Source organism: Caballeronia sp. RCC_10 (genome assembly GCF_041360715.1).
GTDB classification, from domain to species: domain Bacteria; phylum Pseudomonadota; class Gammaproteobacteria; order Burkholderiales; family Burkholderiaceae; genus Caballeronia; species Caballeronia grimmiae.
In genome coordinates this window covers 184576-204449 of sequence record NZ_JBFUPT010000011.1, presented here as the reverse complement: position 1 = coordinate 204449, position 19874 = coordinate 184576, and the positions used below count along the sequence as shown (strand labels likewise).

Genomic DNA, 19874 nt, shown 5'->3' with positions numbered 1-19874 from the left:
GGACCGTGAAACGACTCCACGCCGATGATAGTGCGGATTGCCCGTGTGAAAGTAGGTAATCGTCAGGCTCCTCATGCTGCAAACAAAAACCCCACCCCACAAAGGTGGGGTTTTTGCGTTGGGGCGCGCTTACGCACGCAGGCGTCCCGATGAAGCACGCCCGCCGCAGCAATCACTTCTCGGCCAAGAACCGCTCAACCAATCGTACCCAGTACGACGATCCCACTGTCAACAGCGCGTCGTTGAAGTCATAGCTGGCGTTGTGCAACATGCAGGGCCCCGCGCCGTGTCCATGATCGCGATGCCCGCCATCGCCGTTTCCAAGAAACGCATAGCATCCGGGTTTTTCGAGCAGCATGAACGAGAAGTCTTCGGCGCCCATCGTCGGCTCGACCGAGCTGTCGACCTTGTCCGCACCCACCACCTCCGCCATCACGCGCGCCGCAAACACCGCCTGTTCAGCGTCATTGATTGTCGGCGGGTAATTCCGGTGGAACCGCACTTCGGCCTCGCAATCGTACGCAGAAGCCGTCGCCTCCACGATCTTGCGCATCCGCGCTTCGATGAGATCGAGCGTCTCCACCGTAAACGTCCGCACCGTGCCGCCGAGCCATGCGTGGTCGGGCACGACGTTCGCCGCTTCTCCCGCATGGATCTGCGTGATGGACAGCACTGCCGTGTCCAGCGGCTTCTTGTTACGTGTGATGATGCTCTGCAATGCGTTCGCGATCTGAACCGCCGTGAACACCGGATCGCGACCGTTGTGCGGTAGCGCCGCGTGCGAGCCGGTCCCGTTTATCGTGATGCGAAACTCGTTGCTCGACGCCATGATCGGTCCTTCGGTAACGCCAAAGTGTCCGGTCTCGATTCCTGGCCAGTTGTGAATGCCGAACACTGCATCGACGGGGAAGCGAGTGAAGAGTCCATCGTCGATCATGGCTTTCGCGCCCGCACCGCCTTCCTCTGCTGGCTGGAAGATGAACACGACCGTCCCGTCGAACTTTCCGTGCTGGGCAAGATACTTGGCGGCGCCGAGCAACATCGCCGTGTGGCCGTCGTGGCCGCAGGCGTGCATCCGGCCGGCGTGTGTGGATCGATGTTCGAACGTGTTCACTTCCTGGATCGGCAATGCGTCCATGTCGGCGCGCAGTCCGATGGATGCGCCGCTCGTTCCGCGCTTCAAAACGCCGACGACGCCAGTCTTACCCACGCCGCGATGCACGGTAGCGCCCCACCGTTCGAGGTTTTCGGCCACGAGCCTCGCAGTGCCGACCTCTTCGTAACGCAACTCGGGATGAGCGTGGATCGTTCGTCGAAGGGCCTTGATTTCATCGTGTGATGCTTCGATTTCAGGGATCGAACTCATTTGTACTGCTCTCTCGTTGATATTCGGATCGCGCGGATTGACACGCGGCATAACCCATTCTACGCCGCCACTATTTGCTGGATCGGACAGTCTGTCGCATAGCCGGCGTAATAGAATTCGGTCATCTGCCGCCTATTTTCCCGACTGACCGGACTTTTCGATGAACGCTCCAGCCGAGTTTGCACGAGCCGTATGCCCGCACGATTGCCCCGATACCTGCGCGATGCGCGTGACCGTGCAAGACGGCAAGGCGATAAAAGTCAGCGGAGATCCCGATCACCCGCCGACGCAAGGCGTCCTTTGCACGAAGGTCACGCGATACGCCGAGCGCACGCATCACAAGGACCGTCTTCTGACACCGTTGCGCCGCGTCGGACCGAAAGGAAGCGGGCAATTGGAGCCGATCAGTTGGGAGGAAGGGTTGCGCATCGCCGCCGACCGGCTTCAGCCGATTGCGCGTCGCGCGCCTGAAGCGATTCTGCCGTACAGCTACGCGGGCACCATGGGCCTCGTTCAGGGCGAAAGCATCGCTGCGCGCTTCTTCAACGTGCTTGGCGCATCGCGCCTTGACCGCACGATTTGCGCTGCCGCCGGTGCGGCCGGCCTCCGCTATACCTATGGCGCGAGCGTCGGCATGCACGTCGATTTCTTCGAGGAAAGCGAACTGATTTTGATCTGGGGCGCGAATCCGATCGCATCGAGCCTGCATTTCTGGACGCGCGCGCAGGAGGCAAAGCGGCGGGGCGCCAAACTGATCGCGATCGATCCGTATAAGTCGCTGACCGCCGAAAAGTGTCATCAGCACATCGCGCTGCGGCCGGGCACCGACGCCGCGCTCGCGCTGGGCATGATGCACGTGCTCATCCGCGAGGGCTTCGTCGATCGCGATTATGTCGATGCGCACACGCTGGGTTTCGACGAGCTCGCCAAGCGCGCGTCGCTGTATCCGCCGTCGCGCGCCGCAGCGATATGCGGCATCGACGAGCAAGTGATCGTCGACCTTGCGCGCGCTTTCGGTTCGACGAAGAAAGCCGCAATCCGCCTCAACTACGGCATGCAGCGTGTGCGCGGCGGTGGCAACGCGGTGCGGGCGATTGCCTGCCTGCCGTCGCTGACCGGCGCGTGGCGCGAGCGATCGGGCGGGCTGCTGCTGTCGTCGTCCGGATGGGCGCCGACGCATGCCGCCGCGCTCCAGCGGCCAGATCTGCTGCCGGGAGGTCTGGCGAAGCCGCCGCGCATCGTGAACATGAACGCCATCGGCGATGCCTTGCTGCATCCCGGCGACGAGAGCTTTGGCCCGCGGATCGAGGCGCTGGTCGTGTATAACTCGAATCCTGTTGCGGTCGCGCCGGATTCCGCGAAAGTCGCGGCGGGATTCGCGCGCGAGGATCTGTTCACCATCGTGCTCGAGCACTTCCAGACCGATACCGCTGATTACGCCGATCTCATCTTTCCGGCGACCACGCAGCTCGAACATCTCGACGTTCACCAGTCCTACGGCCACACGCACGTCATGGCGAACCTGCCGGCCATCGCGCCTGTAGGGGAGTCGCGCCCGAACACCGAGTTTTTCCGCGGGCTTGCGCGCGCGATGGGACTGACCGAACCGGCGCTATTCGAAACCGATGAACAGATCGCATCGAAGGCTTTCCGCTGGGACCATCCCACGCTGAAGGACCAGAGTTGGAACGCGCTCAAGGCGTCCGGCTGGATCAAGCTCGACCTGCCGGATGCGCCTTTCGCCGATGGCGGCTTTCGCACGCCCTCGGGCAAGTGCGAGTTCTACAGCCAGCGCCTGAAAGACGAGGGCCATCATCCGTTGCCGGATTACATCCCGCCGTATGAATCCGCCGAAGCCGCGCCCGAACTGGCTGCCCGCTATCCGCTCGCGATGATCTCGCCGCCCGCACGCAACTTCCTGAACAGCAGTTTCGTGAACATCGAGAGTCTGCGTGCAACGGAGCGCGAGCCACATCTCGACATCCATCCGCTCGACGCGCAAGCGCGCGGCATCGCAGACGGCATGCAAGTCCGCATATTCAACGACCGGGGCTCGATGCAGGCGCGCGCGCGTGTGACCGAGCGCGCACGTCAAGGCGTTGTCGTCGGCTTGTCGATCTGGTGGAAGAAGCTGTCCCCCGATGGCTGCAACGCCAATCAGGTAACGAGCCAGGCACTGACCGATCTGGGGGGATCGGCAACGTTTTACGATTGCCTGGTTGAAGTGGAGTCATTGCATTGAGAAGTTTGAAGCACGCGGGTTCATACGAGCCTGGAGCGCGGCGTCTAACCGGATTGTCGGCAGCGGTTCGAGCAGCTAGCATCTCGTTTCCGCACGATCATTCTAAAATCAGATAAAGGAGACGCCGCATGGAGAAACTTTGGCTGAAATCGTATCCGGCCGGTGTGCCTGCGGAAATCGACGCGTCGGCGTATCGATCCGTGTCTCAACTGCTCGAGGACAGTTTCCGCAAGAATCGCGACCGTCGCGCGTTCCTTTGCATGGGACGGGCGATTACCTATCGCGAGCTCGACGACATGTCGAAGAAGCTCGCTGCGTGGTTTCAGGCGAAGGGGGTGAAGCCCGGCGCGCGCGTCGCGCTAATGATGCCGAACGTGCTGCAATATCCTGTCGCGATCGCTGCGGTTCTGCGCGCGGGATACATCGTCGTCAACGTCAATCCGCTCTATACGCCGCGAGAACTCGAGCATCAGCTCAGAGACAGCGGCGCGGAAGCCATCGTCATTCTCGAGAACTTCGCTGCGACGCTGCAAGCGGTGATCGCCAACACGGCCATCAAGCATGTGGTGGTCGCGTCGATGGGCGATCTCATGGGCCTGAAGGGGCCCGTGGTCAATTTCGTGGTGCGCCGGATGAAGAAGCTGGTGCCCGAGTGGAGCTTGCCCGGCAGCATCCGCTTCAATCAGGCGCTCGTTGAAGGCGGCAGACATACGCTCGCGCCCGTGGAACAGAAGCCCGACGACGTCGCGTTCCTTCAATACACGGGCGGCACGACCGGCGTAGCGAAGGGCGCAACGCTCACGCATCGCAACCTGATCGCCAATGTCCTGCAATCCGAAGTGTGGCTGGAGCCGGCGCGCAAGCAACGGCCGGATATCGATCAGTTCGTATGCGTGGCGGCTCTGCCGCTGTATCACATCTTCGCGTTGACGGTGTGCGGCATGCTCACCATCCGTACCGGCGGCCTTGGCGTGCTGATTCCGAATCCGCGCGACGTCGGTGGGATGATCAAGGAATTGAAGGGCATTCAGATCAACACGCTCCCGGCGGTCAACACGCTCTATAACGCGATGCTGAACCATCCCGATTTCAGCAAGCTCGACTTTTCCAAGCTCATCGCAGCGAACGGCGGCGGCATGGCCGTGCAGGAGGCCGTCGCGAAGCGCTGGTTTGCGGTCACTGGCGTGCCGATCGTCGAAGGCTATGGATTATCGGAGACGTCGCCGTGCGTGACTTGCAACCCGGTGACGGCCGCCGAATACACCGGCACGATCGGGCTGCCGTTGCCATCGACGGAAATTTCGATTCGCGACGATGACAACAACGAGGTGCCGCTGGGCGAGGCAGGGGAGATCTGCATTCGCGGACCCCAGGTAATGGCGGGCTACTGGAATCGCCCGGACGAAACTGCCAAGGTGATGACGCCCGATGGCTTCTTCCGCTCCGGCGACGTCGGCGTGTTCGACGAGCGCGGCTACGTGAAAATCGTCGATCGCAAGAAAGACATGATTCTCGTGTCGGGTTTCAATGTCTATCCGAACGAGATCGAAGACGTGGTAGCGATGCTGCCCGGCGTGTTCGAAGTCGCGGCCGTCGGCGTGAAGGACAAGAACTCCGGCGAGGCGGTGAAGCTCTTCATCGTGCGCAAGGACGAGAGCCTGACCGAAGCTGACGTCATCGCGCATTGCCGTGAGCGCCTGACGGGCTACAAGCGGCCGCGCATCATCGAGTTCCGCAGCACCTTGCCGAAGAGCAACGTCGGCAAGATCCTGCGACGGGAACTGCGCGACGGCACCGTTTGACAGGTGCGCTAACCTGTGAAGACGAGCCGTCGTATCCGTCGCTGGATACGACGGCTTTTTTGTCCCGATGCGACGTATGCGTGCGAGAAGAAAAAAGGCGCCCGAAGGCGCCTTTAGTCGATACCGCTTTGTTACGTGCGTCTTAGAACTTGTGGCGGATACCCACGAGTGCAGCAACCTGGTTCGACGTCGACGACGGCGACAGGCCATTGATGTTCGCGACAGCGGCCGTGCGCGTCGAGTCCGTGCCCGAAGCGTGCTGATAGATACCGTCGATGTACACGTCCGTGCGCTTCGACAGGAAGTAGTCCGCGCCCAGCATGCCCTGGTGGTACTTGGCGTTGGCCAGGCCGTAACCCTTCGTGTAGTCGTAAGCCGCGCCGACCAACAGCGCCGGGGTCAACTGATACTTGAAGTTGATTTCGGCGTTGTGGAACTTGCCCGAACCGCCCGTGTAGCCAAACTGGTTCAGACCCGTGCCCGGTTCCGTGCCGACATCCTTGAACTGCGTGTTGCTGTACGTCGCGCCGACGGTCGCTGCGCCGAACGTATAGGCGCCGCCTGCCGAAATGACTTGCTGCGTGTGAGCCGATGCGAAGCCCGAGTACACGCGGCTGCCGGCCATGTTGGAACCCGTCGTGCTCGAAGCCGGCGTGTTACCGAAGAACGAGAAGTTCGGATCCTTGACGTTCAAGTAGCCCGCGCCCAATTGCAGCGGACCGCGCGAGTAGCCGAGGCCGACCGACCAGATCTGGTTGCGGTTGAACTGGCCAGCGACGCCGCCCAGGCTGTACAAACCGCCGAACGTGAAGCCCGCGTAGTTCGCGCTCGTGAACTTGATCGCGTTGTTCACGCGATTCGAGTTGTTCATGTTGTCGAGGTCGCCCGGGTGCGCACCGAAGTACGTCGCCCACTGGCTGCCGACTTCGAACGCGCCGGTGAAGTCGACCACGGAGTCGTACTGACGACCCAGCGTGACCGTGCCGAACTGCGCCGTCGACAGACCGACATACGCCTGACGGCCGAACTCGGCGCCGCCCTGGCCCAGACGGCCGTTGAACACGTTGAAGCCGTTTTCCAACACGAACAGTGCCTTCAGACCGCCACCGAGGTCTTCCGTGCCACGCAGGCCCCAACGGCTACCTTGCACGTTGCCGCTGTTCAGCGCGTACTGCTTCTGGCCGGCGCTGTTGTTGCTGTAGAGGAAGCCCGCGTCGATGATGCCGTAAAGCGTCACGCTGCTCTGCGCATGCGCGGCGCCAGCGAAGACGCCCAATGCTGCGAGAGCGAGAAGCGACTTTTTCATTGAATAGATCTCCAAGGATGTTCCTGCAACTGTTTTGGCAAGGTCACTGTTCTAGCGCCAGTGTGTTGACGGTCCCTGCCGGAATACTTCTTGACGAAGTTGACACGTAATGTAGCAAACACGTCCTGATCGGCGGAAGGAAAACGGGGCCGCGTCAGCCGCTCGTGTGACGTTTTTGCAACATGCGCTAAAATCTTGGTTTTTCAGCATTTTCACGAGTCGTGTTTGCCCTAATTACAAAAAATGGCGCTTGCCGAGGGGCATCTTCGCATCGTCGGCCACAGAGAATAGGGCTTGCTAAGCAAGGGCGATGGCGCTGCTGCGCAAGCACGAACACGAACAAAGAGGTGAGAACATGACGCTCGATGAAATCATTAGCGAATTCGATCGAGGCTTGCGTTCCATGGTCGGCGTGAGCCGCATGTCGCGGCCGATTCCCGAATCGAACGTGGCTGGGCTGGTGGAAGGCGATTCGCTCGTTGCGGAGCCGGCGCTCACGGAGAAGGAGAAGGCGCATTCGGCGGGACTGATGCGCGTGAATCACGTGGGCGAAGTCTGCGCGCAGGCGCTCTATCAGGCGCAGAAGCTCGCGACCAATTCCCCGACGCTCAAAGCGAGTTTCGAGTACGCGGCTCGCGAAGAAGAAGACCACCTCGCCTGGACCGCGCAGCGCCTGAAGGATCTCGACTCACGCCCGAGCCTGTTGAACCCGCTCTGGTATGCGGGCGCGCTGGCGATCGGCTTCGCGGCGGGACGCTTCGGCGACCGCGCGAGCCTCGGATTCATGGCCGAGACCGAGCGGCAGGTCGAGCAGCATCTGGACGGCCATATGCGCACGCTGCCGGCTGCGGACTATGCTTCGCGGGCGATCGTCGAGCAGATGCGCAACGACGAGAGCGCGCACGCCGCGGCGGCCATCGGCGCGGGCGGAAGCGAAATGCCGTTTCCAGTGCGGGCGTTGATGCGCGCCGCGTCGAAAGTCATGACGCGCACCGCTTACTACATCTGATTCATGGTTATAACGATGGCCGTCCAGATGCCTTCGAACGGCCATCGAACCTCACGCTGCATTCCTCACACGATCCGTCCACGGAAACCGTTACATTTCACGCCTCTCTATCGTCGAATTCAGACTTTACCTTCAGATAGCGCACTAGCTCTCTAATTCCAAACGCTTTTCTTCTCCATCCCGGCTTCAAGTCCTTGCGCTAAGTCCTTGTTCTAGCGAGCAAAACCTTCCTGAAAAAAGCTGTCGCGTCTTGACCGAGGAAATACGTTCCTCTAAAGTGGGAGACAGTGTGAGAAAGTGGTTCTTTGTGTGATTCCGAACCCACTTTCGGGCAGTTTTGCGGCGGGAGTGGCGTCATCGAGGGCGTCGTCAGCTTTGCACGGACCAGCGCCAGAGACGGTGAGCCGGTCACAACGGGGAGAAGGGCGAGTGTTCCAAGGGGCGTCGGCGCTGACGCTCGATGCGAAAGGGCGGATGTCGGTTCCGTCTCGCTATCGGGAAGCGCTGCAAGGGCAGGCAGAAGGCCGGGTGACGCTCACGAAGAGCCCGGATGGATGCCTGTTGCTCTTTCCTCGTCCCGAATGGGAAGTCTTTCGCGCCAAGGTTGCCGCGCTTCCGATGGAAGCGATGTGGTGGCGGCGCATCTTTCTCGGTAATGCAATGGATGTCGAACTCGACACCGCCGGGCGCGTGCTGGTCTCGCCCGAGCTTCGTGCTGCCGCGTCGCTCGAAAAGGAAGTGACGCTGCTCGGCATGGGCGCGCACTTCGAATTATGGGATTCACAGACGTACGCCGCGAAGGAAGCCGCGGCGATGGCGCAGGGCATGCCCGACGCGCTAAAGAACTTCACTTTCTGACGCGGCGCTCAACGACATGGCACCTGCGATGGGAAATGAACTGCAGCATCGCACGGTGCTGCTCAATGAAGCAGTAGACGGACTGATCACGCGCGCGGACGGCATCTATATGGATGGCACCTTCGGGCGCGGCGGTCATAGCCGGGCAATCTTGCAACGGCTGGGCGAAGCGGGGCGGCTCATCGCTTTCGACAAAGACCCGCTCGCAATCGCCACGGCGCAACAGATTCAGGATTCGCGTTTCTCGATCGTGCACGACAGCTTTGCGTCGATGCGCGATGCAGCGAGCGAACGCGGAGTGCAAAAGGTGTCGGGCGTGTTGCTGGATCTCGGTGTGTCGTCGCCCCAGGTGGACGATCCCGAACGCGGTTTCAGCTTCCGGGCGGAAGGCCCGCTCGACATGAGAATGGACCCGACTCGCGGCGAGTCGGCGGCGGAGTGGCTCGCGCGGGCCACGGTGCAGGAATTGACGGAGGTGATCAGAGATTATGGGGAAGAACGGTTTGCTTTTCAGATTGCAAAGGCGCTTGTTGCTCGCCGGGCAGAGTCCGACCGTCTTGGGCCTCTCGTCAGCACGCGCGAGCTTGCCGAAATCGTGGGTCACGTCGTCAAGACCCGTGAAAAGGGCAAGGACCCGGCAACTCGCACCTTTCAGGCTATACGGATTCACATCAATCAAGAGCTTGCGGAGCTGCAAGTAGTTCTCGAATCGGCACTGAGTTTGTTGGAGCAAGGGGGGCGGCTGGTCGTGATCAGCTTTCATTCGCTCGAAGACCGGATCGTCAAGCGGTTCATGCAGGCGCAATCGAGCGCGCCGGCGGTGGACCGTCGTTTGCCGATCCGCGCGGTCGATCTGCCGAGTCCGCCGTTGCGGATCGTCGGCCGCGTGTTTCCGAGTGACGCGGAAGTCGCCGAGAACCCGCGCGCACGTTCCGCGGTCATGCGCATCGCGGAGCGCATCGCGCCATGAACCGTCTCAACATCTTCCTGTTGATGATCGTGCTCGGGTGCGCGCTGTCGGTCGTCAGCGCCACGAACAAGCAGCGGCAGGTGTTCATCGAACTGCAGCGGGCGCAATCGCAGGAACGCCAGCTTCAGCAGGATTTCGCACAGTTTCAGTATCAGCAGAGCGCGTTGTCAAAGACTTCGCGCATCGAGCAGTTGGCCACTAACTCACTGAAGATGCAGCCCGTGACGACCGGCCGCACGCAATATCTCACCTACGACCCGGCGACCACGAAGGCCGCCGATGCGCCAATGCCGCCGCCGCTGCCCGCCTCGGCGCCGCACGCTCGCGGAGCGAAACGATGAAAAAATCCGCGAAACAAAAGGACGTCGCCTACACGCCGAACCCGATCCTCGCCGTGCGCCTGCCGATGTGGCGCTCGAAGCTCGTCGTGTTCCTGCTGTTCATGGCGTTCCTCGCGCTGGCCGCGCGCGCGTTCTGGATTCAGGGCCCCGGCAACGCGTTCTTCAAGAAGCAGGGCGAGAGCCGCTATCAGCGCACGCTCGAGCTGCCGGCTACGCGCGGCCAGATCACCGACCGCAACGGCCTCGTCCTTGCCACGAGTCTGCCCGTCAAGGCGATCTGGGCGATTCCCGAAACGGTGCCGAACGACCTCGGCGCGGACAAGCTCGCGGAACTGGCGAAGCTGCTCGACATGACGCAGAAAGACCTGCGCTCGAAGCTTTCGATGGACAAGACCTTCGTCTACGTCAAGCGCCAGGTGCCGCTGGAAGTCGCGCAGAAGGTGGCGGCGCTCGACATCCCCGGCATCTATTCGCGCGGGGAATACAAGCGCTTCTATCCGGAAGGTGAAATCACCGCGCACCTGATCGGCTTTACTAATATTGAAGACAAGGGTCAGGAAGGCGTCGAGCTCGGCGATCAGGGCGTGCTGGCCGGAACGCCGGGCATGCGCCGTGTCATCAAGGATCGCATGGGTCATATCGTCGAGGACGTCGACGAGCAAGTCGTGCCGCATAACGGCAAGGACGTCGAACTGTCGATCGACAGCAAGATTCAGTACATTGCGTACACGAACCTGAAGGCGGCCGTCGAGAAGTCGAAGGCGAAGGCGGGCGCGGCAATCGTCATCGATACGAAGACGGGCGAAGTGCTCGCGCTCGTCAACTATCCCACCTACAACCCGAACGACCGCTCGCGCATGACCGGCGAGCAGTTGCGCAACCGCATCCTCACGGACACTTTCGAGCCGGGCTCGATCATGAAGCCGTTCACCGTTTCGCTCGCGCTCGATCTGCATCGCGTGTCGCCGAACACGCTGGTCGAAACGGGCGGCGGCGTGTTCGTGCTCGACGGCGCGCGCATCACGGACGACGCCGGCTTCGGCACGCTCACCGTCGGCGGCGTGATTCAGAAGTCGAGCAATATCGGCGCGACCAAAATTGCGATGCAATTGCGGCCCGAAGAGATGTGGAACATGTACACCGGCCTCGGGCTCGGTCAGGCGCCGAAAGTCGGATTTCCGGGCGCGGTGACCGGGCGTTTGCGGCCGTGGAAGAGCTGGCGGCGTATCGAGCAGGCGACGATGTCTTACGGCTACGGCTTGTCGGCGTCGCTGTTCCAGCTCGCTCGCGCTTATACGGCGATCGCGCATGACGGCTCGGTTCTGCCGGTATCGATTTTCCGCACGCCGGCCGATCAGCCGCCGCTCGGTCAGCAGGTTTTTTCGCCGACCACCGCACGCGAAGTGCGCGCGATGCTCGAGACCGTCGTGTCGAAGAACGGGACGTCGCCGGATGCGGCGGTGCCGGGCTACCGCGTCGGCGGCAAGTCGGGTACGGCCTACAAGCATGCGGGCCGCGGCTACGACCATTCGAAGTATCGCGCGTCGTTCGTCGGCATGGCGCCGATGCCGAATCCGCGCATCGTCGTGGCGGTATCGGTCGACGAGCCGACGGCGGGCAGCCACTTCGGCGGACAGGTGTCGGGGCCGGTGTTTTCGGGCATCGTCGGCGACACCTTGCGCGCGCTGAACGTGCCGCCCGACATGCCGGTCAAGCAAATGGTGGTGACGGACGAATCCGGTTCCGCGCCGCAATCAGGGACGCAGCCAGCGAATACCAACAACGCGAATACGGCGAAGAAAGTCGCCGTGTCGAGCAACACGAAGAGTCATCCGGGAGTCGTGCGATGAGCGCGGCCCGTCAAAGCAAGATGCAGAAGGACGTTTCGAACGCCGTTAAATGGCTGCGCGCGCATGCGCGGCCCGAGGCGCAGTTGCACGCCGACACGCGCTCGCTGAAAAGCGGCGACGTGTTTTTCGCCTATGCGGTCGATGGCGCGGACAATCGTCCGTACATCGACGCCGCCCTCGGCGCGGGCGCGGCAGCGGCGCTGTACCAGCCGGAAAACTTCGCGGGCAAGCCGGACGCGTCGAAGACGCTCGCCGTCGCGGCGCTGAACGAGCTCGCCGGCCCGATCGCCTCCGCGTGGTACGGCGAGCCGACCGCGTCGATGCTGACCGTCGGCGTGACGGGCACGAACGGCAAGACATCGTGCAGCCAGTGGATCGCCACGGCGCTGACCGCGCTCGGCCGTCCGTGCGCGATCGTCGGCACGCTCGGTATCGGCATGCCCGGCAAGCTCGTGAATACCGGTTTCACCACGCCCGACGCGCCGCAACTTCAGCGCAGCCTCGCGCAACTGAAGAGCCAGGGCGCGGAAGCCGTCGCGATGGAAGTGTCGTCGCATGCGCTGCATCAGGGCCGCGTGAACGGCACGGATTTCGACATCGCCATCTTCACGAATCTGACGCAGGACCATCTCGATTATCACGGCACGTTCGAGGCGTATGAGACGGCGAAGGCGCGTCTGTTCGCGTGGCCGTCGCTGAAAACGGCGATCGTCAATCGTGACGATGCCGCCGGCCAGCGCCTGATCGCCTCGTTGCGCGGCAAGGTTCGCACGATTGCCTACGGCGTCGAAATGCCCGCCGATGCCGCCCCGAGCGCCGACGCGATGCTTCTCGCCACGCACGTCCGCGCGACGGCCACCGGCACCGCGTTTCATCTCTCGTCCGATTGGGGCGAAGCCGAAGTCGAAGTCAGCACGCTCGGCACGTTCAACGTCAGCAACCTGCTCGCCGTGCTCGGCGTGCTGCTCGAAGTGGGTGTGCCGTTCGATGCCGCCATCGCGCGCATTGCGAAGCTCGAATCGGTCAACGGGCGCATGGAGCGTCTTGGCGGCCGGCTGCAAAGCGACGAGCCGCTCGTCGTGATCGATTACGCGCACACGCCCGACGCGCTCGACAAAACGCTCGCCGCGCTTCGCCCGATCGCGAATGCGCGCGGCGGCGAACTCATCTGCATGTTCGGTTGCGGCGGTGACCGTGACGCGACCAAGCGCCCGCTGATGGGCGAGATCGCGGAACGTCTCGCGGATCAGGTCGTCATCACGAGCGACAACCCGCGCAGCGAAGATCCGCTCGCCATCATCGACCAGATCGCCGCCGGCATGAAGGACGCCGCGAAAGCGCGGCGTATCGAAGATCGCGCGAGCGCCATCCTGCAAGCCGTGCGGTCGGCGGCGCGGGAGGATGTCGTCGTGCTGGCCGGCAAAGGCCACGAAGCCACACAGGAAATCATGGGCAAGAAGCGCGCGTTCTCCGATCAGGACCACGCGCGCCTCGCGCTTGCAGCACGCGCGACGCAGCGCGGAGGTTCCGAATGACCATGTTCAGCTTGCGCGAAGCCGCCGCGCTGATTCCCGGCGCGTCGCTCATCGGCGATGAAAGCATTGCGATCGAACGCGTCGTGACGGATAGCCGCGCCATTCAGGCGGGCGATCTTTTCGTCGCGGTGAAGGGCGATCGCTTCGATGCGCATGATTTCCTGGATCAGGTTGCGAAGAGCGGCGCGGCTGCGGCGCTCGTGTCGCGCGAGCTGCGCAATTCGGATGCCTGGCCGCTTCCTGTCATCAAGGTAAAGGACACGCGCGCGGCGCTCGGTGCGTTGGCGCACGGCTGGCGCAAGCGCTACACGATGCCGCTCGTCGCCGTCACGGGCAGCAACGGCAAGACGACGGTCAAGGAAATGATCGCGTCGATCTTCGCGGCGGCCGTCGGCGAACAGGCGCGCCTCGCGACGGCGGGCAACTTCAATAACGACATCGGCTTGCCGCTCACGCTGTTTCGCCTGAGCGCGGCGCACGAGCTGGCGGTGGTCGAGCTGGGCATGAATCATCCGGGCGAAACGGCGGAGCTTGGCAAGATCGCGGCGCCGACCGTTGCGGTCGTCAACAACGCGCAGCGCGAGCATCAGGAGTTCATGGCGACGGTCGAAGCGGTCGCGCTGGAACACGCTTCGGTCATCCATGCGCTCGGCGAAACCGGCACGGCCGTGTTTCCCGCCGATGACCATTACGCGAGCATCTGGCGCGTCGCCGCGACCGGCAATCCGATCATGGACTTCGCGCTCACCGGCGACGAATCGAAGGCCGCCGTCACCGGGACGGTCAGCGGCACGACGGTGCACGTGCGCTCGCCGCAAGGCGCAATCGACGTGACGCTGGCCGTGCTCGGCGAACACAACGCGCGCAACGCGCTCGCGGCAACGGCTGCGGCGCTGGCCGCCGGCGTGTCGCTCGACGCGATCAGGCGCGGCCTCGAAGCGTTCGAGCCGGTGAAGGGCCGCTTGCAGGTCAAGCGCGCGGTGATCGGCGCGCTGAATGGCGCGGCCGTCATCGACGATACGTACAACTCCAATCCCGATTCCATGCGTGCAGCCATCGACGTGCTCGCCGCGCAGCCATCGCCGCGCGTGCTCGTGATGGGCGACATGGGCGAAGTCGGTGAAGAAGGGCCCGCGTTTCATCGCGAAGTCGGCGCTTACGCGGCGCAACGCGGCATCGATGCGCTCTTCGCGCTCGGCGACGCCAGCCGCGATTCAGTGAACGCATTCAACGCAGCGGCATCGAAGCAGACCGGCGCGCATTTCGACGATGTCGGCGCATTGCTCGAAGCACTCGAACAAGCCGGGTTCGGACCCGGCGCAACGTATCTCGCGAAAGGCTCGCGTTTCATGAAGATGGAACGCGTGGTTGACGCCCTCACGAGCCCACAACAACCCGCTTCGGGCGCCGCGCCCGCAGCACACTGACTCACTGAAAGAGAAGGCCCAGCATGCTACTCGCACTCGCGCAATGGCTTCAGAATGACGCCAGCTTCATGCGCGTGTTCACCTACATTACCTTCCGCGCCGTGGGAGCCACGGCGACGGCGTTGTTGATCGGTCTCGTCTGCGGCCCGTGGGTGATCCGCAAACTGACCGCGATGAAAGTCGGCCAGGCCGTGCGCAAGGACGGCCCGCAGACGCACCTCGTCAAGTCCGGCACGCCGACGATGGGCGGCGTGCTCATTCTCATCGGCATTGCGGTGTCTACGCTGCTGTGGGCCGACCTCACGAATCGCTTCGTGTGGATCGTGATGCTCGTCACGTTCGGCTTTGGCGTGATCGGCTGGGTGGACGACTATCGCAAGGTCGTGCACAAAGACCCGCGCGGCATGTCGTCGCGCGAGAAGTATTTCTGGCAATCGGTGATCGGCATTTTCGCCGCGGTGTATCTCGCGTTCAGCGTGTCGGAAGCGAACAACGCGCGCGTGTTCGATCTCTTCATGGCGTGGGTGCGCAGCGGCCTCTCGATGGGCCTGCCCGCACGCGCCGACCTGATGCTGCCCTTCCTCAAGTCGATCACGTATCCGCTCGGCGTGTGGGGCTTCATCGCGATGACGTACTTCGTGATCGTCGGGTCGAGCAACGCAGTCAACCTCACCGATGGCCTCGACGGTCTCGTCATCATGCCGGTCGTGCTCGTGGGCGCGTCGCTCGGCGCGTTTGCCTACGTGATGGGCAGCTCGGTCTATTCGAAGTACCTGCTGTTCCCGCACATTCCCGGCGCGGGCGAACTGCTGATCTTCTGTTCGGCGATGGGGGGCGCGGGCCTCGCGTTCCTCTGGTACAACACGCACCCCGCGCAGGTCTTCATGGGCGATGTCGGCGCGCTCGCGCTCGGCGGCGCGCTCGGGACCATCGCGGTGATCGTGCGTCAGGAAATCGTGCTGTTCATCATGGGCGGCATCTTCGTCGCGGAAACGCTTTCCGTGATGCTGCAAGTCTTCTGGTTCAAGTTCACGAAGCGCCGTTATGGCGAGGGCCGCCGCTTCTTCAAGATGGCGCCGCTGCATCACCACTACGAACTGTCCGGCTGGACGGAAACGCAAGTGGTCGTGCGCTTCTGGATCATCACGTTGATGTTGTGTCTGTTTGGCTTGTCGACGTTGAAGCTGCGTTGATGCCCGAGCACCCGAAGGTTCATCTGTCTCTGGTTTAGATCAAAGGTAAAGCGATGTTTGGCGAGAAGTTTTCCGGTCGGCAAAGTCCGATGGTGCTCGTGCTGGGGCTCGGTGAATCCGGCCTCGCGATGGCGCGTTGGTGCGCCAGGCACGGCTGCCGCCTGCGGATCGCCGACACGCGCGAGAATCCGCCGAACCTGTCCGAGCTCGTCATCCACAACATCGATGCGGACTTCGTCGGCGGCGCGTTCACGACCGAACTGCTCGACGGCGGTATCGAACTCGTCGCCGTGAGCCCGGGTCTGTCGCCGCTCGCGCCGGATCTCGCGCCGCTCGTCGCCGCTGCGAAAGAACGCGGCATCCCGGTATGGGGCGAACTGGAGCTCTTCGCGCAGGCGCTCGCGGGACTCGCCGTGAACGGCTATCAGCCGAAGGTGCTTGCGATCACCGGCACGAACGGCAAGACCACGACGACCGCGCTCACCGGTCTTCTGTGCGAGCGCGCGGGCAAGCGCGTTGCAGTGGCGGGCAACATCAGCCCGGCGATGCTCGACAAGCTCGCGGAAGCCATCGATCAAACCGCATTGCCCGATGTGTGGGTGCTCGAGTTGTCGAGCTTCCAGCTCGAAACCGCGCATACCTTCGAGCCGGATGCCGCCGCGGTGCTCAACATCACGCAGGATCATCTCGACTGGCACGGCGGCCTCGATGCCTACGCCGCCGCGAAAGGCCGCATCTTCGGCCCGCGCACCACACGCGTACTGAATCGTGACGACGCCCGCACGATGGCGCTCGCGGCCAACGTTGCGCCGGGCCGCGTCGTGACCTTCGGCCTTGATGAACCGTCGACTCTCGGCGACTACGGCTTGCTGCGCGACAACGGCATCGCGTGGCTCGCGCAAGGCATCGATCGCGACGCAGCCAGCGAACCGGCGACATCGCGCCGTCGCAAGCAGGAAGCGGCTGCGCCGAACGTCGTCGCCAAGCGCCTCATGCCGTCCGATGCGCTGCGCATTCGCGGCCTGCATAACGCCGCCAACGCGCTCGCGGCGCTGGCGCTCGCGCGTGCCATCGACCTGCCGCTCGCCGCGTTGCTGCACGGCCTGCGTGAGTACCGAGGCGAGCCGCATCGCGTGGAAGTGATCGCTCAGATCGACGGCGTGGATTACGTCGACGACAGCAAGGGCACCAACGTCGGCGCAACGGTCGCCGCGCTCGATGGCCTCGCGCAGCGCGTCGTGCTGATCGCCGGCGGCGACGGCAAGGGGCAGGACTTCTCGCCGCTCGAAGCGCCGGTCGCGCGCTGGGCTCGCGCGGTGATGCTGATCGGCCGTGACGCGCCGCGCATCCGCGAGACGCTCGCATCGACGGGCGTCGCGCTGGAAGATCACGCGACGCTCGAAGCCGCGACGCACGCCGCCGCGCGCATCGCGGAAGCTGGCGACGCGGTGTTGCTCTCGCCCGCCTGCGCGAGCCTCGACATGTTCAGGAACTATGCACACCGCGCCGACGTGTTTCGCGGCGCGGTCGAAGAAATCGCCGCAGCGCGGGGAGTGATGCTATGAGCTGGTCGGAACGCTTCGGATCGAAACTGACCGGCCAGCGCAACGCGGTTGCTAACGACTCGCTCGCCGGACGTTCGGGCGCGAGCGCGCGTGTCCGCCGCACGGAAAGCGCAGACGGCATTTCGAGCGCGGTCAACGGCGTGCGTCCCGCGCGCTCGCGCATGCTCGACTACGATTATTCGCTGCTGTGGGTGATGATCGCGCTGCTCGGTCTTGGCATCGTGATGGTGTATTCGGCGTCGATCGCCATGCCCGATTCGCCGAAGTACGCGCAATACCGCGACTATCACTTCCTCGTGCGTCACCTCGTGTCGGTCACGACGGCGCTCGTCGGCGCGGTCATCGCCTTCAAGATTCCCGTGAAGACGTGGGAGAAGTACGCGCCGAAGCTGTTTCTGCTCGCGCTCGTGCTGCTGGTCATCGTGCTGATTCCGCACATCGGAAAGGGCGTGAACGGGGCGCGCCGCTGGATTCCGCTCGGCATTACGAACATGCAGCCGTCGGAGATCATGAAGCTCGCGGTCACCATTTACGCCGCGAACTACACGGTCCGCAAGCAGGAGTTCATGCATAGCTTCGGTAAGGGCTTTCTGCCGATGGCCGTCGCGGTCGGCGCGGTCGGCGCACTGCTGCTGCTCGAACCGGACATGGGCGCGTTCATGGTGATCGCCGCGATCGCAATGGGCGTGCTGTTCCTCGGCGGCGTGAACGGCAAGCTGTTCGGCGGCCTCGTTCTGACGGCGGTGGGCACGTTCGCGATGCTCGTGTGGCTCTCGCCGTGGCGTCGCGAGCGGATCTTCGCGTATCTCGATCCGTGGGACGACCGTTACGCGCAAGGCAAGGCATATCAACTGACGCACTCGCTCATCGCGTTCGGGCGTGGCGAATGGTTCGGCGTCGGACTGGGCGGCAGTGTCGAGAAGCTCAACTATCTGCCCGAAGCGCATACCGACTTCATCCTCGCGGTGATCGGCGAAGAACTGGGTTTCGTCGGCGTCATCTGCGTCATTCTGCTGTTCTACTGGATCGTGCGCCGCGCGTTCGAAATCGGCCGTCAGGCGCTCGCGCTCGACCGCACCTTCGCGGGCCTGATGGCGAAGGGCGTCGGCATCTGGTTCGGCGCGCAGACCTTCATCAACATGGGCGTGAACCTCGGCCTCTTGCCGACCAAAGGTCTCACGCTGCCGCTCGTTTCCTACGGCGGCTCGGGCATCTTGCTGAACTGCGTCGCGCTGGCGGTACTGCTGCGCGTCGACTATGAGAATCGCGTTCTGATGCGCGGAGGAAAGGTATGACCGCGCAGAACAACCGCACGCTGATGGTCATGGCCGGCGGCACCGGCGGCCACGTATTTCCGGGGCTGGCCGTCGCGCACTGGATGCAGGCGCGCGGATGGCGCGTCGTATGGCTCGGCAACGCGAGCGGTATGGAAGCGACGCTCGTCCCGAAGCACGGCATTCCGATGGAAGCGGTGCGCTTCGGCGGCGTGCGCGGCAAAGGCATCAAGACGAAGCTCATGCTGCCCGTGAACCTGCTGCGCGCGTGTTCGCAAAGCCTGCGCGTGCTGCGTCAGGTCAGGCCGGACGTCGTGCTCGGCATGGGCGGCTACATCACGTTCCCGGCGGGCGTCATGACGAAGCTCGCGGGCTGTCCGCTCGTGCTGCATGAACAGAATTCGATCGCGGGCCTCGCAAACAAGGTGCTCGCACATCTTGCGAAGCGCGTGCTCGTCGCGTTCCCCGATGCGTTGCCGAATGCCGAATGGACCGGCAATCCGATTCGTGCGGAACTTAACGAGACATTGCCGCCCAAAGAACGCTACGCCGCTCGTTCGGGAAAGCTGAACGTGCTCGTGGTCGGCGGAAGTCTTGGCGCTGCCGCGCTGAACGAGACGGTGCCGAAAGCGCTTGCGTTGCTTCCCGCCGATGTTCGGCCGCGCATCGTGCATCAGGCGGGCGCGAAGCACATCGAAGCACTGGAAGCAAACTACGCGGCGGCGGGCCTGGCGCGCGGTGAGGACTTGCAGCTGGTGCCGTTCATCGAGGACATGGCAAGTGCTTATGCATCCGCCGATCTCGTGATCTGCCGCTCCGGCGCGATGACGGTTTCGGAAATCGCGGCGGTCGGCGTGGCCGCGCTCTTCGTGCCATTCCCGTTCGCCGTCGACGATCACCAGACGACCAACGGCGCGTTCCTCGCCAGGAACGGCGCTGCTGAATTGATACAACAACGCGATTTGTCGGCGGAAAAGCTCGCCGGCTGGTTGCGTGCGCAGTCGCGGGAGACGCTCGCCGAAATGGCCGTGCGCTCGCGCGCGCTGGCGAAGCCGGACGCGACCGAACGGGTCGCGAGCATCTGCGCCGACGTGGCCGGCGCGCGTATGAACGCGCAAGCTCGGGAGGCACATTAA

Annotated in this window: 15 protein-coding genes; 13 read left to right on the top strand and 2 right to left on the bottom strand. The window is 63.4% G+C overall.

Features of this window, described 5'->3' with window-relative positions; genetic code table 11:
• Positions 1–172: 172 nt before the first annotated feature.
• Positions 173–1366 carry a M20 aminoacylase family protein gene (locus AB6804_RS20365; protein WP_370887969.1) on the bottom strand — a complete coding sequence of 398 codons (1194 nt, stop codon included), beginning with the start codon at positions 1364–1366 and terminating at the stop codon, positions 173–175.
• A 160-nt stretch (positions 1367–1526) separates the two neighbouring features.
• Here AB6804_RS20365 and AB6804_RS20360 point away from each other — a divergent pair, with 160 nt between their 5' ends.
• Entirely contained in the window at positions 1527–3608 is a 2082-nt protein-coding gene (locus AB6804_RS20360) for a molybdopterin-dependent oxidoreductase (protein ID WP_370887968.1), read from the top strand.
• Positions 3609–3736: 128 nt separating this feature from the next.
• Positions 3737–5410 carry a long-chain fatty acid--CoA ligase gene (locus AB6804_RS20355; RefSeq protein WP_370887967.1) on the top strand — a complete coding sequence of 558 codons (1674 nt, stop codon included), beginning with the start codon at positions 3737–3739 and terminating at the stop codon, positions 5408–5410.
• A gap of 142 nt (positions 5411–5552) precedes the next feature.
• Here AB6804_RS20355 and AB6804_RS20350 read toward each other — a convergent pair whose 3' ends face one another.
• On the bottom strand, positions 5553–6716 hold the full coding sequence (locus tag AB6804_RS20350; RefSeq protein WP_035966893.1) for a porin: 1164 nt from the start codon (positions 6714–6716) through the stop codon (positions 5553–5555).
• 355 nt (positions 6717–7071) lie between these two features.
• On the opposite strand from AB6804_RS20350, the gene coq7 reads away from it, so the two are divergent.
• The 11 genes from coq7 (at position 7072) to murG (ending at position 19874) form a co-directional block, all read left to right on the top strand.
• Positions 7072–7725: a 2-polyprenyl-3-methyl-6-methoxy-1,4-benzoquinone monooxygenase gene (gene coq7, locus AB6804_RS20345; RefSeq protein WP_370887976.1), complete on the top strand. Its 654-nt coding sequence runs from the start codon at positions 7072–7074 to the stop codon at positions 7723–7725.
• A gap of 429 nt (positions 7726–8154) precedes the next feature.
• Positions 8155–8583, top strand: a complete 429-nt coding sequence (mraZ, locus tag AB6804_RS20340; RefSeq protein ID WP_035966891.1) for a division/cell wall cluster transcriptional repressor MraZ — start codon at positions 8155–8157, stop codon at positions 8581–8583.
• Between the two features lie 16 nt (positions 8584–8599).
• Positions 8600–9553: a 16S rRNA (cytosine(1402)-N(4))-methyltransferase RsmH gene (gene rsmH / locus AB6804_RS20335; RefSeq protein ID WP_035966889.1), complete on the top strand. Its 954-nt coding sequence runs from the start codon at positions 8600–8602 to the stop codon at positions 9551–9553.
• Positions 9550–9894, top strand: a complete 345-nt coding sequence (gene ftsL / locus AB6804_RS20330; RefSeq protein WP_370887966.1) for a cell division protein FtsL — start codon at positions 9550–9552, stop codon at positions 9892–9894. The genes rsmH and ftsL overlap by 4 nt, the downstream gene beginning before the upstream one ends.
• The gene (locus tag AB6804_RS20325) at positions 9891–11744 is read left to right on the top strand and encodes a peptidoglycan D,D-transpeptidase FtsI family protein (protein ID WP_370887965.1); all 1854 of its coding nucleotides are present in this window, start codon (positions 9891–9893) and stop codon (positions 11742–11744) included. Before ftsL ends, AB6804_RS20325 begins: the two co-directional genes overlap by 4 nt.
• Positions 11741–13279 carry a UDP-N-acetylmuramoyl-L-alanyl-D-glutamate--2,6-diaminopimelate ligase gene (locus tag AB6804_RS20320; RefSeq protein ID WP_370887964.1) on the top strand — a complete coding sequence of 513 codons (1539 nt, stop codon included), beginning with the start codon at positions 11741–11743 and terminating at the stop codon, positions 13277–13279. Before AB6804_RS20325 ends, AB6804_RS20320 begins: the two co-directional genes overlap by 4 nt.
• Positions 13276–14706, top strand: a complete 1431-nt coding sequence (gene murF / locus AB6804_RS20315; protein WP_370887963.1) for a UDP-N-acetylmuramoyl-tripeptide--D-alanyl-D-alanine ligase — start codon at positions 13276–13278, stop codon at positions 14704–14706. The genes AB6804_RS20320 and murF overlap by 4 nt, the downstream gene beginning before the upstream one ends.
• Positions 14707–14729: 23 nt before the next feature.
• Positions 14730–15899, top strand: coding sequence for a phospho-N-acetylmuramoyl-pentapeptide-transferase (mraY, locus tag AB6804_RS20310; RefSeq protein WP_035966875.1), 1170 nt, complete (start codon positions 14730–14732; stop codon positions 15897–15899).
• 53 nt (positions 15900–15952) lie between these two features.
• Positions 15953–17464 (top strand): UDP-N-acetylmuramoyl-L-alanine--D-glutamate ligase, encoded by a 1512-nt coding sequence (gene murD / locus AB6804_RS20305; protein ID WP_370887962.1) that lies wholly within the window; start codon positions 15953–15955, stop codon positions 17462–17464.
• A complete protein-coding gene (gene ftsW, locus AB6804_RS20300) occupies positions 17461–18759 on the top strand; it encodes a putative lipid II flippase FtsW (protein ID WP_370887961.1) in 1299 nt (432 codons plus the stop codon). Before murD ends, ftsW begins: the two co-directional genes overlap by 4 nt.
• On the top strand, positions 18756–19874 hold the full coding sequence (murG, locus tag AB6804_RS20295) for an undecaprenyldiphospho-muramoylpentapeptide beta-N-acetylglucosaminyltransferase (protein ID WP_370887960.1): 1119 nt from the start codon (positions 18756–18758) through the stop codon (positions 19872–19874). The genes ftsW and murG overlap by 4 nt, the downstream gene beginning before the upstream one ends.